The sequence below is a fragment of the Actinomadura sp. NAK00032 genome (genome assembly GCF_013364275.1).
Taxonomy (GTDB): domain Bacteria; phylum Actinomycetota; class Actinomycetes; order Streptosporangiales; family Streptosporangiaceae; genus Spirillospora.
In genome coordinates, this window is the sequence record NZ_CP054932.1 from 4,041,563 (window position 1) to 4,056,849 (window position 15,287).

General features: G+C 73.0%; 15 protein-coding genes. 14 read left to right on the forward strand and 1 reads right to left on the reverse strand.

Annotated elements, in window-relative coordinates:
* Positions 1-2,169 carry an elongation factor G-like protein EF-G2 gene (locus tag HUT06_RS18860; protein ID WP_176196942.1) on the reverse strand — a complete coding sequence of 723 codons (2,169 nt, stop codon included), beginning with the start codon at positions 2,167-2,169 and terminating at the stop codon, positions 1-3.
* Between the two features lie 328 nt (positions 2,170-2,497).
* On the opposite strand from HUT06_RS18860, the gene pgsA reads away from it, so the two are divergent.
* The 14 genes from pgsA to secD all read left to right on the forward strand — a co-directional run bounded on the left by pgsA (position 2,498) and on the right by secD (position 15,287).
* Positions 2,498-3,157 carry a phosphatidylinositol phosphate synthase gene (gene pgsA, locus HUT06_RS18865; RefSeq protein ID WP_176196943.1) on the forward strand — a complete coding sequence of 220 codons (660 nt, stop codon included), beginning with the start codon at positions 2,498-2,500 and terminating at the stop codon, positions 3,155-3,157.
* Positions 3,154-4,101 carry a phosphatidylinositol mannoside acyltransferase gene (locus tag HUT06_RS18870; RefSeq protein WP_176196944.1) on the forward strand — a complete coding sequence of 316 codons (948 nt, stop codon included), beginning with the start codon at positions 3,154-3,156 and terminating at the stop codon, positions 4,099-4,101. Before pgsA ends, HUT06_RS18870 begins: the two co-directional genes overlap by 4 nt.
* 10 nt (positions 4,102-4,111) lie before the next feature.
* Positions 4,112-5,272 carry a glycosyltransferase family 4 protein gene (locus HUT06_RS18875; protein WP_176196945.1) on the forward strand — a complete coding sequence of 387 codons (1,161 nt, stop codon included), beginning with the start codon at positions 4,112-4,114 and terminating at the stop codon, positions 5,270-5,272.
* Positions 5,273-5,283: 11 nt separating this feature from the next.
* On the forward strand, positions 5,284-5,826 hold the full coding sequence (locus HUT06_RS18880; RefSeq protein WP_176196946.1) for a hypothetical protein: 543 nt from the start codon (positions 5,284-5,286) through the stop codon (positions 5,824-5,826).
* Positions 5,827-5,935: 109 nt separating this feature from the next.
* A complete protein-coding gene (locus HUT06_RS18885) occupies positions 5,936-7,018 on the forward strand; it encodes a DUF3048 domain-containing protein (protein WP_176196947.1) in 1,083 nt (360 codons plus the stop codon).
* A 129-nt stretch (positions 7,019-7,147) separates the two neighbouring features.
* Entirely contained in the window at positions 7,148-8,071 is a 924-nt protein-coding gene (pdxS, locus tag HUT06_RS18890; protein ID WP_176196948.1) for a pyridoxal 5'-phosphate synthase lyase subunit PdxS, read from the forward strand.
* A gap of 107 nt (positions 8,072-8,178) precedes the next feature.
* Positions 8,179-8,793, forward strand: a complete 615-nt coding sequence (locus tag HUT06_RS18895; RefSeq protein WP_176196949.1) for a hypothetical protein — start codon at positions 8,179-8,181, stop codon at positions 8,791-8,793.
* Positions 8,794-8,895: 102 nt separating this feature from the next.
* Positions 8,896-9,513, forward strand: a complete 618-nt coding sequence (pdxT, locus tag HUT06_RS18900; RefSeq protein WP_302931812.1) for a pyridoxal 5'-phosphate synthase glutaminase subunit PdxT — start codon at positions 8,896-8,898, stop codon at positions 9,511-9,513.
* Between the two features lie 3 nt (positions 9,514-9,516).
* Positions 9,517-10,272, forward strand: coding sequence for a YebC/PmpR family DNA-binding transcriptional regulator (locus tag HUT06_RS18905; RefSeq protein WP_176196950.1), 756 nt, complete (start codon positions 9,517-9,519; stop codon positions 10,270-10,272).
* 166 nt (positions 10,273-10,438) lie between these two features.
* Complete coding sequence (ruvC, locus tag HUT06_RS18910) at positions 10,439-11,014, forward strand: crossover junction endodeoxyribonuclease RuvC (RefSeq protein WP_176201463.1); 576 nt, start codon at positions 10,439-10,441, stop codon at positions 11,012-11,014.
* Positions 11,011-11,613 (forward strand): Holliday junction branch migration protein RuvA, encoded by a 603-nt coding sequence (gene ruvA, locus HUT06_RS18915; protein ID WP_176196951.1) that lies wholly within the window; start codon positions 11,011-11,013, stop codon positions 11,611-11,613. The genes ruvC and ruvA overlap by 4 nt, the downstream gene beginning before the upstream one ends.
* Positions 11,613-12,731: a Holliday junction branch migration DNA helicase RuvB gene (ruvB, locus tag HUT06_RS18920; RefSeq protein WP_176201462.1), complete on the forward strand. Its 1,119-nt coding sequence runs from the start codon at positions 11,613-11,615 to the stop codon at positions 12,729-12,731. Before ruvA ends, ruvB begins: the two co-directional genes overlap by 1 nt.
* A gap of 177 nt (positions 12,732-12,908) precedes the next feature.
* Entirely contained in the window at positions 12,909-13,424 is a 516-nt protein-coding gene (gene yajC, locus HUT06_RS18925; RefSeq protein ID WP_176196952.1) for a preprotein translocase subunit YajC, read from the forward strand.
* A gap of 87 nt (positions 13,425-13,511) precedes the next feature.
* The gene (secD, locus tag HUT06_RS18930) at positions 13,512-15,287 is read left to right on the forward strand and encodes a protein translocase subunit SecD (RefSeq protein WP_176196953.1); all 1,776 of its coding nucleotides are present in this window, start codon (positions 13,512-13,514) and stop codon (positions 15,285-15,287) included.

The window sequence follows — 15,287 nt, forward strand, 5'->3', positions numbered from 1 at the left end:
CTAGCCGTCGCGGGACTCGGCGGCGACCTTGTCGGCCAGGTGCGTCGGGAGCGGCTCGTAGCGCAGGAACGCGCGGTTGAACGTCCCGGTGCCCTGCGACATCGACCGCAGGTCGATCGCGTACCGGACGATCTCCAGCTGCGGCACCTCCGCCTTGATCATGGTGCGGCCGCCGGGCACCGCCTGGGAGCCGAGCACCCGGCCGCGCCGCGAGGTGAGGTCGGACATGATCGGCCCGACGTACTCGTCGGCGATCAGCACCTCCACCACGTCGACCGGCTCCAGCAGCAGGATCGGCACCTGGCTCGCCGCGTCCTTCAGGGCCAGCGCCCCGGCGGCCTGGAACGCCATGTCGGACGAGTCGACCGAGTGCGCCTTGCCGTCGTGCAGGGTCACCTTGACGTCGACGAGCGGGTACCCGGCGGACACCCCGCGCGCCATCTGCTGCCGGACGCCCTTCTCCACCGACGGGATGAACTGCCGCGGCACCACCCCGCCGACGATCTTGTCGACGAACTCGAAGCCCTCGCCGGACGGCAGCGGCTCCACGTCGACGTGGCAGATGCCGTACTGGCCGTGCCCGCCGCTCTGCTTGACGTGCCGGCCGAGGCCCTTGGCCGCCCCGCCGAACGTCTCCCGCAGCGGGACGCGCAGCTCCACCCGGTCGACCTCGACGCCGTACCGGGTCTTGAGCCGGTCGATCAGCACGTCGGCGTGGGCCTCGCCCATGCACCACAGCACCAGCTGCCGCGTCTCGGCGTTGTTCTCCAGGCGCAGCGTCGGATCCTCGGCGACGAGCCGGCCGAGCGCCTGGCTGAGCTTGTCGTCGTCGGCCTTGGACCTGGCGCGGATCGCCACCGGCAGCAGCGGGTCGGGCATCGACCAGGGCGCCATCAGCAGCGGCGCGCCGGGGTCGGAGAGGGTGTCGCCGGTCTCGGCGCGGCTCAGCTTCGCCACCGCGCAGATGTCGCCCGCCGAGCAGGACGCCGCGGTGCGCTGCGTCTTGCCGAGCGGGGAGGTGAGCGCGCCGACCCGCTCGTCGACGTCGTGGTCCTCGTGCCCGCGGTCGGCCATGCCGTGCCCGGACACGTGCACCGTCGTGTCGGGGCGCAGCGTCCCGGAGAACACCCGGACCAGCGAGATCCGCCCCACATACGGGTCGGACGTGGTCTTGACGACCTCGGCGACCAGCGGGCCGTCCGGGTCGCAGGCGATCTCCTTGGGCGGTCCGCCGCTCACCGCCGTGACCGGGGGGATGCCGTGTTCGAGCGGGGACGGGAACGCCTGGGTGACGACCTCCAGCAGCTCCAGCATCCCGACGACCGGGCCGGGGTGGTCGCCGTGCGGGACCGACGTCGCGAGGACGGGGTGGAAGCTGCCCCGCGCGACCGCGGTCTCCAGGTCCCCGATGAGGGCCTTGACGTCGATGTCCTCACCGGACAGGTACCTGTCCATGAGGGTCTCGTCCTCGCTCTCCTGGATGATCCCCTCGATCAGCGACGCGCGCTGCTCGGCGATCTGCTCCAGGTACTCGGGGTCGGGCTCGCACTCGGTGCGCCGCCCGGTGGAGTAGTCGAGGCAGCGCTGCGACAGCAGCCCGATCAGGCCCTTCAGCCCGCCGTCCCCGCCGGCGGCGGGGAAGTACAGCGGGGCGACGCCCTCGCCGAAGACGTCCTGGCAGGTCAGCACGACGTCGTCGAAGTCGCCGCGCTGCTGGTCGATCTTGGTGATGACGACCGCGCGGGGCATCCGCACCGCCGCGCACTCCTCCCACAGCATCCGGGTCAGGCCGTCGATGCCGTCCACGGCCGAGATCACGAACAGCGCCGCGTCGGCGGCGCGCAGCCCGGCCCGCAGGTCGCCGACGAAGTCGGCGTACCCCGGCGTGTCGATGAGGTTGACCTTCACGTCCCCGTGCATCAGCGGGGCGAGCGCCAGGTTCACCGAGCGCTGCTGGCGCACCTCGACCTCGTCGAAGTCGCTGACCGTGGTGCCGTCCTCGACCTTGCCCGCCCGCTGCAGCGTGCCCGTCGCGGCGAGCAGCGCCTCCACGAGCGTGGTCTTGCCGGCTCCCGAATGGCCGACCAGCGCGACGTTGCGCACCCTGTCGCACCCGCCGGCCTCCGGTGCCCTGCCGGGGGCTCCCGGGTGGCCTCCCTTGTCCGCCATGGCTACCTCCTCGGACGGGTCTCCGCGCGGAGGCCCGCGTGCGGCTTGGGCCCGGCCCGGCAGGCCCGGCCCCGACGTCCGAGTGCGGCGTCCGACCTCGTCCCATCGCGCGTGACCGACGTCACACCCGTACCACCACCCTTTCCCGTGATGGCCGGGACCACAAGGGGGGAACCGCAATCAACCGTCATCTGTCCGGGCCGCCCGGCCCCCAAACCCCGGCTTGACCGCGTCCCCTCCCAGGCCGCACTACGATGGGCCCGCTGCGGAGGCCCGCCCCCCGGCCGGAGCAGGGCCCGCACCCCGGAGACCACGAGAACGGACGGCGATGCTCAACAAGATCAGGCCCGCGCTGGGGCGCGTCCTCACCCCCGTCGGGCAGGCGGTCGCGCGGACCGGAGTCTCGCCCAACGCCATCACCGTCATCGGCACGGTCGGCGTGGCCGCCGGCGCGCTCGTCCTCTTCCCGCGCGGGGAGTTCTTCTGGGGGACGATGGTCATCACCGCGTTCGTCCTGTTCGACATGCTGGACGGCGCCGTCGCCCGGGTCACCGGCAAGATCTCCAAGTTCGGCGCGTTCCTGGACTCCACCATGGACCGCGTCGCCGACGCCGCGATCTTCTCCGGGCTGATGATCGGCCTGTACCGGGACGGCCAGGAGCCGCTCGCCGGGGTCGCGCTGTACTGCCTCGTCGCCGGCGTCGTGGTGTCCTACGCCAAGGCCCGCGCCGAAGGGCTCGGCTACACCTGCAACGTGGGCATCGCCGAACGCGCCGAGCGCCTCATCGTCGCGCTCGTCGCGGCCGGGTTCGACGGCCTCGGCGTCCCCTTCATCCTCGCCGTGGCCCTGTGGGCGCTCGCCGTGCTCAGCACCGTCACCGTCGGGCAGCGCTTCGCCGCGGTGTACGTCCAGGCGAAGGACGCCCCGGCCGCGGAGGGAGCGGAGAAGGAGAACGGCGCGGCCAGGACGCCGGAGCCGCGGCCGTGACCACGCCCCGCCGCCGGGACGGCGCGCCGCCCTCGCTCCGCGACGAGGTGACCGACGCCGTCTACGCGCTGGGCTGGACGGTCGTCCGCAAGATGCCCGAGAGCATCGCGCGGCTGGCCTTCACCGCGATCGCCGACCGCACCTGGCACCGGTACGGCTCCGGCGTGCGGCAGCTGGAGGCGAACCTGTGCCGCGTCCTCGGCAAGGACGCCGTCGACGACGAGGTCCGCGTCCTCAGCAAGAAGGTGCTGCGCTCCTACCTGCGCTACTGGCTGGAGGTCTTCCGGCTGCCCGAGTACGACAAGGCCCGGATCCTCGGCCGGATGCGCGTCACCGGCGAGAAGAAGATCTTCACCAACCTCGACTCCGGGCGCGGTGTGATCCTCGCGCTGCCCCACATGGGCAACTACGAGCACGCGGGCGCGTGGCTCGTGCACTGCGGGTACCCGTTCACCACCGTCGCCGAGCGGCTGGAGCCGGCGTCGCTGTTCGACCGGTTCGTCGAGTTCCGCGAGAGCCTCGGCATGGAGGTGCTCGCGCACAAGGGCGCCTCCGCCTACGGGCGGATGGCGCAGCGGCTGCGCGCCGGGCGGCCGGTGTGCCTCGTCGTCGACCGCGACCTGACCGACAGCGGCATCGACGTCGAGTTCTTCGGCGCCACCGCCCGGATGCCGGCCGTCTCCGCCGCGCTCGCGCTCCAGACCGGCGCCGCCCTCATTCCCGTGACACTCTGGTACGAGGGGGAGTACTGGGCGGCGCGCGTCCACGAGGAGATCCCCGTCCCGGACGCGGGCGCCAGACAGGAGAAGATCCAGGCCATGACCCAGGAGCTGGCGCACGTCTTCGAGGAGGGCATCGCCGCCCACCCCGAGGACTGGCACATGCTGCAGAAGGTCTGGGTGGACGACCCGGCCGGCGGCCGGGGAGCGGGCGGCGGGAGATGAGAGCCGGCCGATGAGGATCGGAATCGTCTGCCCGTACACCTGGAACGTCCCGGGCGGCGTGCAGCAGCACATCGGCGACCTCGCCGAGGCGCTGCTCGGGCTCGGCCACGACGTGTCGGTGATCACACCCGCCGACGACGACGCCGAGCTGCCGCCCTACGTCGTGTCCGCCGGGCGCGCCGTGCCCGTCCCCTACAACGGGTCCGTGGCGCGGCTGGCCTTCGGGTTCCTGTCCGCCGGGCGGGTGCGGCGGTGGATCCACGAGGGCGGGTTCGACGTGCTGCACGTGCACGAGCCCGCCGCGCCCTCCCTCGGGCTGCTCGCCTGCTGGGCCGCGGACGGGCCCATCGTCGGCACCTTCCACGCCTCCTACGAGAAGTCGCGGGCGCTGTCGGTCACCGCGCCGATCCTGCAGAGCGCGCTGGAGAAGATCACCGGCCGGATCGCGGTGTCGGAGGCGGCCCGCACCACCCTCGTCGAGCACCTCGGCGGCGACGCCGTGCTCATCCCCAACGGCGTCGCGACCGAGCGGTACGCGATGGCCGAGCCGCTGCCCGGCTGGCGCGGCCGCACCGAGGCCCCGCGCGGCGGCGACGGCGGCGCGCTCGGGTTCCTCGGCCGGATGGACGAGCCCCGCAAGGGACTGCAGGTGCTGCTGCGCGCCTTCGAGATCCTCGGCCCCCGCCGCCCCGGGCTGCGGCTGCTGCTCGCCGGGCCCGGCGACGCCGACGACGTGATCGCCCGGGTGTCGCCCGCGCTGCGCGGCCGCGTCGCCGTGCTCGGCATGGTCAGCGAGGCCGACAAGGTCCGCGCCTACCACTCGGTGGACGTCTTCGTCGCGCCGAACCTCGGCGGCGAGAGCTTCGGCATCGTGCTCGCCGAGGCGATGTCGGCGGGCGCCCCGATCCTCGCCAGCGACATCGAGGCCTTCGACCGGGTGCTGCTCGGCGGCCGGGCCGGGGCGCTGTTCCCGGCCGGCGACCACGAGGCGCTCGCGGCGGCGGCCGGCGAGCTCCTCGACGACCCGGCGCGGCGCAAGCAGCTGTCCGCGGAGGCCCGCGCCGCCGTGCGCGCCTACGACTGGTCGGCCGTGGCGCGCGACGTGCTGCGGGTGTACGAGACCGTCACCGACGACGGCGCCGGGGTCGTCGAGTCCGGCCTCGGGCTGTAGGAGCGCGCCCCATGTCCTACGACTGGATCATCGACGTCCTGTTCTGGGTCGCCGTCGTCTTCCTGATCGGCGTGTACGTGTCGTGGCGGGCCACCCGCCTCGACCGGCTGCACGTCCGGGTCGAGACGGCCCGCGCCGCGCTGGACGCCGCGCTCGTGCGGCGGGCCGCCGCCGCGCTGGAGCTGGCCGCGTCCCGGCTGCTGGACCCCGCCACCAGCCTGGTGCTGGCGACGGCGGCGCACGAGGCGCGCACCGCCGACGGCGAGCGCCGCGAGTTCGCCGAGAGCGACCTGTCCCGGGCGCTGCGCGCGGTCGTCGACCAGCCCGAGTTCGTCGGCACGATCACCGCACGGGGCGCGGGCGACGGCAAGGAGGTGCTGGACGAGCTGTCCTCCGCCGCCGCGAAGGTCGCCTACGCCCGCCGCTTCTACAACGACGCCGTCGCCCAGGCCCGGACCGCGCGCCGCAAGCTGCTCATCAGGGTGCTGCCGCTCGCCGGCCGCGCCGCGCTCCCCGACTTCTTCGAGATCGACGACGACCCGCCCGGGATCTGACCGTGCGACGTTGATCACATCGGGCCCCCGGAGCCGTACCGCCGGACGGGCGGGCGCACCCGGCGGCGTTCGCTACCCTCTGGCAGACCGTCCAAGGGAGGGGTACATCGTGCGATCCGCACGGACCGGCACCGCACGGACCGGCACCGCAGGAACCGGCACCGCATGGACCGGCACCGCCCGCGGCCGCGCCGCCGCGGCGCTCGGCGCCCTCGTCCTCGGCACCGGCCTGGCCGCCTGCTCCGGCTCGCAGAAGCCGGAGAGCGCGCCGCCGCCGCGGAGCACGGGGACGCCCGCGCCGCCGTCCGAGACGCCCGAACCCGCCGTCCACCCGTTCAACGGCGGCACGAAGGGGCTGGCGAACCCGGTCCTCGCCGTCAAGATCGAGAACACCGCGCCGGCGCTGCCGCAGAGCGGGGTGAAGGACGCCGACATCGTCTACGTCGAGCAGGTCGAGGGCGGCGAGACCCGGCTGATGGCCGTCTACTCCTCCAAGCTGCCGAAGCGGGTCGGGCCGGTGCGCAGCGCCCGCATCTCCGACCTGCACATCCTGCCGCAGTTCGGCCGCCCGGCCTTCGCGTTCTCCGGCGTCCAGAGCAAGATGAAGAAGTACATCCGCAAGGCGCCGGTGTACGACCTCTCCCAGGAGAAGGCGGGCGGCGCCTACTCCCGCTCCAGCGCCAAGCGCATCCCCTACAACCTGTACGCCGACCCGAAGGCCCTGCTCAAGCGGGCCCCGAAGGCCGCGAAGCCGCGCGACATCGGGTTCCGGTTCGGGGCAGCCCCCGAGGGCGGCGAGCCCACCCGGACCTTCACCGCCCGCTGGCCCAGCGCGACGATGGGGTTCACCTGGTCGGCCGCGCAGAAGCGGTGGCTCGCCAGCTGGGGCGGCCGTCCCGACCGCGCCGCCGAGGGCGGGCGGCTCGGCGGCAAGACCGTCGTCATCCAGTACGCCAAGACCACGCGCTCGAAGTTCCACGACTTCCTCGGCAGCTACACGCCGCTGATCCACACCACCGGGAGCGGGCGGGCGGTCGTGCTGCGCGACGGGAAGTCCTACAAGGCCAAGTGGTCGCGCCCGTCGGAGGGCGAGGGGACCACCTTCACCACGGCCGACGGCAAGCCGATGACGTTCGCGCCGGGCCAGGTCTGGGTCCTGCTCGTCAACGACGGCAAGCCCTACACCCCCTGATCCTCCGTCCGGGACGGGCCGAAGGTCACTCCGTAAGCGGACGGGCGTGGCCCTTGACACTGTGCGGGGCGAGAGGTCCTGCGAGCAGGCAATATCATGGAAAGTGATTTGTCGTCCGTCCAGTGAGGAATGCCCGTGTCCACTTCCACTCCCGCCACTGACAACGCCGCTCCCGAGACCGGGACCGCCCGTGTCAAGCGCGGCATGGCGGAGATGCTCAAGGGCGGCGTGATCATGGACGTCGTCACGCCCGACCAGGCGAAGATCGCCGAAGACGCGGGCGCGGTCGCCGTCATGGCCCTGGAGCGGGTGCCCGCCGACATCCGCGCCGAGGGCGGCATCTCCCGGATGAGCGACCCCGACATGATCGACGGGATCATCAGTGCGGTCTCCATCCCGGTCATGGCCAAGGCGCGCATCGGCCACTTCGTCGAGGCCCAGGTGCTGCAGGCCCTCGGCGTCGACTACATCGACGAGTCCGAGGTGCTCACCCCGGCCGACTACGACAACCACATCGACAAGTGGGCGTTCACCGTCCCGTTCGTGTGCGGGGCCACCAGCCTCGGCGAGGCGCTGCGCCGCATCACCGAGGGCGCGGCCATGATCCGCTCCAAGGGCGAGGCCGGCACCGGCGACGTCTCCAACGCCACCACCCACATGCGCAGGATCCGGCAGGAGATCCGCCGCCTGCAGAACCTGCCCGAGGACGAGCTGTACGTCGCGGCCAAGGAGCTCCAGGCCCCCTACGAGCTGGTCAAGGAGGTCGCGCGGGGCGGGAAGCTGCCCGTCGTGCTGTTCACCGCCGGCGGCATCGCCACCCCCGCCGACGCGGCCATGATGATGCAGCTCGGCGCCGAGGGCGTCTTCGTCGGCTCCGGGATCTTCAAGTCCGGCAACCCGGCCCAGCGCGCCGAGGCCATCGTGAAGGCCACCACCTTCCACGACGACCCCGACGTGATCGCCAAGGTGTCCCGCGGGCTCGGCGAGGCCATGGTCGGCATCAGCGCGGCCTCCCTTGGCGAGGACCAGAAGTTCGCGGGCCGCGGCTGGTGAGGTGATCGGGACCCGGGCTCCACACCGCGGCCTGACAGGGTTAACCTGGCGGCGTGGCCGGCGTGGGGCATGCCCCCGGGCGGTGTCCGGCCGCGGGAGGGGAGAGCATGGCTTGGTCGGTCGCGCTGGCGTGTGCGAGCGCGGGTGAACCCACCGAGGTGTTCGGGCCGGGCCTCGCGCCCGACCCGGACGCCGCCGCGCGGATCGCGCACCGGCTCTACCCGGCGGCCGTCCTGACCGAGACCGGTGACACGGTCCTGGACTTCGCGCTCTGGCCGTACGAGGACGAGCTGTTCGTCGGCGCGTTCGACCGCGCGCTGCTGCTGTGCGACCGGCGGCTGTTCTGCCTCGACGACGACGCCCGCCGGATCGCCGACACCGCCGCCGCCGCGCTGCCCGGGTCCCGCTGCGGCGTCCTCGTCCTGCACACGGTGATCCGCGGCTGCTGGTTCCGCTGGTACGAGTCGGGGACGCTGCTGCGCGACGTGTTCGTCACCGCCGAGGACGGCGTCGTCGTCGACCAGGGCGACCGGCTGCCCGCCGAGCGCCCGTTCTGGGCCGCGGTCGACGCGGGCGCGCCGGACGTCCCGCTGCCGTTCGACCCCGAGGAGTTCGGGCTCGCGCTCGCCGCCGCGCACATGTTCGGCCGCGGCATCGCCGACCGCGGCGAGGACGGCTTCCTGCCCCTCGAACTCCCCCTGCGCCGATTCAAACTGGCCTGACCGCCGCTCGGAGCGGCGGCGGGGGGAAGACCGGGCAGGTCGCGCCGCGTTGTAAGGAACGTCTAGGGTTTACGCGGCCCCCTCACCCCGGAAGGTTCGCTCGTGACCACTGTGCCGACGATCGGTGTGCTCGCTCTGCAGGGGGACGTGCGCGAGCACGTCCGCGCCCTGGAGGCGGCGGGCGCGCGCACCCTGGCCGTGCGCCGCCCCGAGGAGCTGGAGCGCGTCGACGGCCTGGTCCTGCCCGGCGGCGAGTCCACCGCGATGTGGCGGCTGGCGCGCTCGTTCGAGCTGCTCGACCCGCTGCGCAAGCGGATCGAGGCGGGCCTGCCCGCCTACGGGTCCTGCGCCGGCATGATCATGCTGGCGGACCGGATCCGGGACGGCGCGGCCGGGCAGGAGACCGTCGGCGGGATCGACATGACCGTGCGCCGCAACGCGTTCGGCCGGCAGGTCGACTCCTTCGAGGCCGCGGTGCCGCTGACCGGGATGGGGGACACGCCGTACCACGCCGTTTTCATCCGCGCACCCTGGGTCGAGTCCGTCGGCACCGCCGTCGAGATCCTCGGACGCGCCGAGAGCGGCCCGAACGCCGGTAGGATCGTCGCCGTTCGTCAGGGACGTCTCATGGCGACCTCGTTCCATCCGGAGTTGACAGGCGACTTCCGCGTGCACCACTACTTCGCCGATCTGGTGCGCCGGACGACAGAGGAGGAGTGACAGATGTCCGGCCATTCCAAGTGGGCGACGACCAAGCACAAGAAGGCGGCCCTCGACGCCAAGCGGGGCAAGCTCTTCGCGAAGCTGATCAAGAACATCGAGGTGGCGGCCCGCACCGGCGGCGGCGACCCCGACGCGAACCCCACCCTCTACGACGCCATCTACAAGGCGAAGAAGAACTCGGTCCCCAACGACAACATCGAGCGGGCCCGCAAGCGCGGCGCCGGCGAGGAGGCCGGCGGCGCCGACTGGCAGACGATCACCTACGAGGGCTACGCGCCCGGCGGCGTCGCCGTCCTGATCGAGTGCCTCACCGACAACCGCAACCGCGCCGCCTCCGAGGTCCGCGTCGCGCTCACCCGCAACGGCGGCTCCCTCGCCGACCCGGGCTCGGTGTCGTACATGTTCAACCGCAAGGGCGTCGTGATCGTCCCCAAGTCCGGCACCAGCGAGGACGACGTGATGATGGCCGTCCTGGACGCGGGCGCCGAGGAGGTCAATGACCTCGACGAGGACAACTTCGAGGTCGTCAGCGAGGCCGGCGACCTGGTCGCCGTCCGCACCGCCCTCGTGGAGGCCGGGATCGACTACGAGTCGGCCGAGAGCAAGTTCCTGCCGAGCGTCACCGTCCCGCTCGAGGAGGACAACGCAAAGAAGGTGTTCCGCCTCCTCGACGCCCTGGAGGACTCCGACGACGTCCAGGACGTCTACGCCAACTTCGACGTGTCCGACGAGGTCATGGCGTCCATCGACGCCTGACGCCCGCGCGTCCCGGCTCCCGACGCCGCCGTGCTCCCGCCCGGGACGCGGCGGCGTCGCGCGTCCGCCCCCGGATCCCGCCCGGGACACGCCCGCGCCGCCCCTCCACGGGGAGCCCTCCGGATTGGTAGCGTTGGCGGCCGAACAGATGATCGAAGGAGCGGCCGTGCGGGTGATGGGGGTGGACCCCGGGCTCACCCGGTGCGGGGTGGGTGTCGTCGACGGCGCCCCGGGCAAGCGGCTCCACCTGGTGCACGTGTCGGTCGTGCGGACCGCCCCCGACGAGGACCACGCCCTGCGCCTGGTGGGCATCGAGGCGGGCATCGAGGCCCTGATGGAGGAGTTCCGGCCCGACGCCGTCGCCGTCGAGCGGGTGTTCTCCCAGCACAACGTCCGCACCGTGATGGGGACCGCGCAGGCCGCCGGCATCGCGATGCTGGCGGCGGCCCGCCGCGGGCTGCCCGTCGCGCTGCACACCCCGAGCGAGGCGAAGGCCGCCGTCACCGGCAACGGCCGCGCCGACAAGGCGCAGGTCACCCGGATGGTGACCCGGCTGCTGGCCCTGGAGACGGCCCCCAGCCCGGCGGACGCGGCCGACGCGCTCGCGCTCGCCATCTGCCACGTGTGGCGCGGCGGAGCGCAGCAGCGGCTCGCACAGGCCCGCCGGTCGCGCATCGAGGAGGCGGCCCGGGCCGAGCGGGCGCGGCTCGCCGCCCGCAGCAGAGGAGGAAGTGTCCAGTGATCGCCTTCGTCAGCGGCCGGGTGGCCGCCGCCGGGCCCGACGGGGCGGTGATCGACGTGCACGGCGTCGGCCTGTCGGTGCAGTGCACGCCCGCGACCCTCGCCGGGCTGCGGGTCGGCGACCCGGCGCACGTGCCGACGTCCCTCGTCGTCCGCGAGGACTCCCTGACCCTGTTCGGGTTCGCCGACGACGACGAGCGCGGGGTGTTCGAGCTGCTGCAGACCGCCAGCGGCATCGGGCCGCGGCTCGCGCTGGCGATGCTCGCCGTGCACACCCCCGACGCGCTGCGCCGCGCCGTGGCCGCCGAGGACGTCACCGCACTGACCAAGGTGCCCGGCATCGGCAAGAAGGGCGCCCAGCGCATCGTCCTGGAGCTGAAGGACCGCCTCGGCGGGCCCATCGGCGGCGCCGGCGACGTCCGCGCCCCCGCGCGCGCCGAGGCGTGGCGCGACCAGGTCCAGATGGGCCTGGTCAACCTCGGCTGGTCGGCCAAGGACGCCGACGCCGCGGTGGACGCCGTCGCCGCCGACCTCGACGGCGGCGAGACCCCGCCGGTGGCCGCGCTGCTGAAGGCCGCGTTGAAGAAGCTCAGCAAATGATGAGCGGCAGCGAACCGGGGGGCGCGGGGGGTCGCCCCCAGCAGGGCGCAGGGCGCGAGGAGTTCGAGCGGCTGGTCTCGGCGGACGCCGACGGGGCCGAGGAGCAGCGGATCGAGGCCGCGCTGCGGCCGAAGAAGCTGGACGACTTCGTCGGCCAGGAGCGGGTGCGCGAGCAGTTGTCGCTGGTGCTGCACAGCGCGCTGCGGCGCGGCCGGACGCCCGACCACGTGCTGCTGTCGGGCGGCCCCGGCCTCGGCAAGACCACCCTCGCCATGATCATCGCGGCGGAGCTGGGGCAGCCGCTGCGGATCTCCTCCGGCCCCGCGATCGAGCGGGCCGGCGACCTGGCGGCGGTGCTGTCCACCCTCGCCGAGGGCGAGGTCCTGTTCCTGGACGAGATCCACCGGCTGGCGCGGCCCGCCGAGGAGATGCTCTACATGGCGATGGAGGACTTCCGGGTCGACGTCGTCGTGGGCAAGGGGCCGGGCGCGACCGCGATCCCGCTCGACATCGCGCCGTTCACGCTGGTCGGCGCCACCACCCGGGCGGGCATGCTGCCCGGCCCGCTGCGCGACCGGTTCGGCTTCGTCGCGCACATGGACTTCTACGAGCCCGCCGAGCTGGAGGTCATCGTCCGGCGGTCGGCGGCGCTGCTCGACGTGGAGATCGCCGACGACGCCGCCGCCGAGGTCGCCGGCCGGTCCCGCGGCACGCCCCGCATCGCCAACCGGCTGCTGCGCCGCGTCCGCGACTACGCCGAGGTGCGCGCCGACGGGGTCGTCACCCAGGAATCAGCCCGGGCCGCGCTCGCGTTGTACGAGGTGGACGAACGGGGACTGGACCGGCTCGACCGGTCCGTCCTGGAGTCGCTGATGCGCAAGTTCGGCGGCGGCCCGGTCGGGCTGTCCACCCTCGCCGTGTCGGTGGGGGAGGAGCCGGAGACCGTCGAGGTCGTCGCCGAGCCGTTCCTCGTCCGGCAGGGGCTGCTGGCGCGGACGCCGCGCGGGCGGGTCGCCACGGCCGCCGCGTGGGCGCATCTGGGTCTCGCCCAGCCGCCCACGGCGCCGCTGGCGGGGACCCTGTTCGAGGTCGACGAGGACCCGGGCCGGCCGGAATAGTGATCATCCGGTAACGGCTTGGGAACTTCCCGGCGTCGCCGCTCGTCGCGTCGTTGCCGGGGTCTCGCGTACTCTCTAGACTCCGGGACTTGGTTCACCGTCTCCAGCCGGCGGTCCCGTGCGCGTGGCCGTTCCGGTCACAGGCTGGGCAATCGACATCGGAAGGATGCTCCCGTAATGGGCAGCGACATGATTCTCGCGGCGGAATCCGGCGGTAGCGGGGCCTTCAATGTGCTCCTGCTCCTGGCCATTCCGCTTGTCTTCTACTTCCTGCTCATCCGCCCGCAGAGCAAGCGGCGCAAAGAGCAGATGCAGATGCAGAACGACATCCAGCCCGGCGCCCGCGTGCTGACGACCAGCGGCATGCGCGCCACCGTCGTCGAGATCGACGACGACGGCCTCCTGCTGGAGATCGCCGACGGTGTCGAGGTGCGCTTCGTCAAGCAGGCCGTCATGCAGGTCCTCAAGGACGACGAGCCGGACGAGCTCGACGACGAGCTCGAGGAGCTCGACGAGGACGGCGACGAGCAGGACGACGACGCCGTGGACCTGTCCAAGGACGGCGCCGAGGTCGACCTGTCCAAGGACGGCGACGCCCGCGCCGAGGACACCGCGGCGGACGAGGACGGCGAGCCCGCGTCCGAGCCGAAGGGGAAAACGAAGGTCAAGGCGGCGGACAAGCCCTCCGCCTGACCCCTCCCACGGCGACGACAAAGACGGGAAGTACGACGACCAGTGGCTCCGTCCAGAACTGCTCCCAGGCCCGGACGCACGCTCCTCGTGCTGTTCGCGGTCCTCGTCGTCCTCGCCGGCCTGGCGGTCTGGCAGGGGCGCACGACGCCCAAGCTCGGCCTCGACCTGGCCGGCGGGACGACCGTGACCCTCACGGCCAAGACCCCGAACGGCAAGAACCCCCCGGCCGCCCAGATGGACCAGGCCGTCAAGATCATGACGCAGCGCGTCAACGGTCTGGGGGTCTCCGACGCGGAGGTCGCCAAGCAGGGCAGCAACAACATCGTGGTGAACGTCCCCGGTGAGGGGCAGAGCCGCGTCGTCAGCCTGATCGGCACCACGGCGAAGCTGCAGTTCCGCCAGGTGTTCGCCAGCGCCGACGGGCGCCCGGCCGCCGCGGCGAATCCGACCCCGTCGCCGGGCAGCACCGCCAAGGGGGGCGACAGCGGCGGCAAGAGCCCGTCGCCGTCGTCCTCGCCGTCCTCGCCGTCCTCGTCGCCCTCGGCGTCGGCGTCGCCGTCCGGGAGCGCGTCGGCGACCCCGCGGGGCCGGGCGCTGTCGGAGGCGCTGGCCGCCCCGACGCCCAAGCCGTCGGACGGGGCGAGCCCCTCGGCGTCCCCGTCGTCGCCGCTGGTCCCGCCGTCCGGGCAGCCGACCGCCGGCGGCGACTACCCCGGCGTGACCGACAAGGCCGTGATCAAGCAGTTCGAGGCCCTCGACTGCTACACCGGCGACCGGCACGCCGCCGGCGCGAACGACCCGAACCGCACGTTCGTCGCCGCCTGTGACCAGGACGAGGAGAACGGCCAGGTCACCAAGTACATCCTCGGGCCCGTCCGGGTCCTCGGCGAGAACGTCGACTCGGCGAACGCGATGCCGCCCAACGGCCAGCAGGGCCAGGCGAGCTGGTCGGTCTCGCTGAAGTTCGACGGCAAGGGCGCCAAGCAGTTCGGCGCGGTCACCACCGACGCCTCCCGCGCCTACCAGGCGAACCCGTCCGCGCCGCAGGCGCAGGTCGCGATCGTGCTGGACGGCCAGGTCGTCTCGGCGCCCTCGATCCGGGAGGGCCCGATCACCGGCGGCACCGCCAGCATCGACGGGCCGCCCGAGAGCTTCGACCAGCAGTACGCGACCGACCTCGCCAACGTGCTCAAGTACGGCGCGCTGCCGCTGGAGTTCACGCAGAGCTCCATCGACGAGGTGTCGTCCACGCTGGGCTCCGACCAGCTCACCGGCGGCCTCATCGCCGGCGCGATCGGCCTCGGCCTGGTGGTGCTGTACTGCCTGTTCTACTACCGGGGCCTCGGCCTGGTGGCCGTGTCCAGCCTGGTGGTGGCGTCGGCCATCACCTACCTGGCGGTGGTGATCCTCGGTGAGGGCATGGGCTTCCGGCTCTCCCTCCCGCACATCATCGGCCTGATCGTCTCGATCGGCATCACCGCCGACTCGTTCATCGTCTACTTCGAGCGGGTGCGGGACGAGCTGAGAGCCGGCCGCAAGCTGCGCTCGTCGGTCGAGACCGCCTGGAAGCGGGCGCGGCGCACGATCCTCGTCGCCGACGCCGTCACCTTCCTGGCCGCGCTGGTGCTGTACTTCCTCGCGGTCGGCGGCGTCGCCGGGTTCGCGTTCGCGATGGGCCTCACCACGCTGATCGACATCGTCGTGGTCTTCTTCTTCACCAAGCCGCTCGTCGCGCTGCTGTCGCGGACCAGGTTCTTCGGCCGCGGGCATCCGATGTCGGGGCTGGATCCGAGGCGGCTGCACCAGCCGACCAAGGACGCGGCCGCCGCCGGCACCCCCCGCAAGACGAGCCAGGAGGCCTGA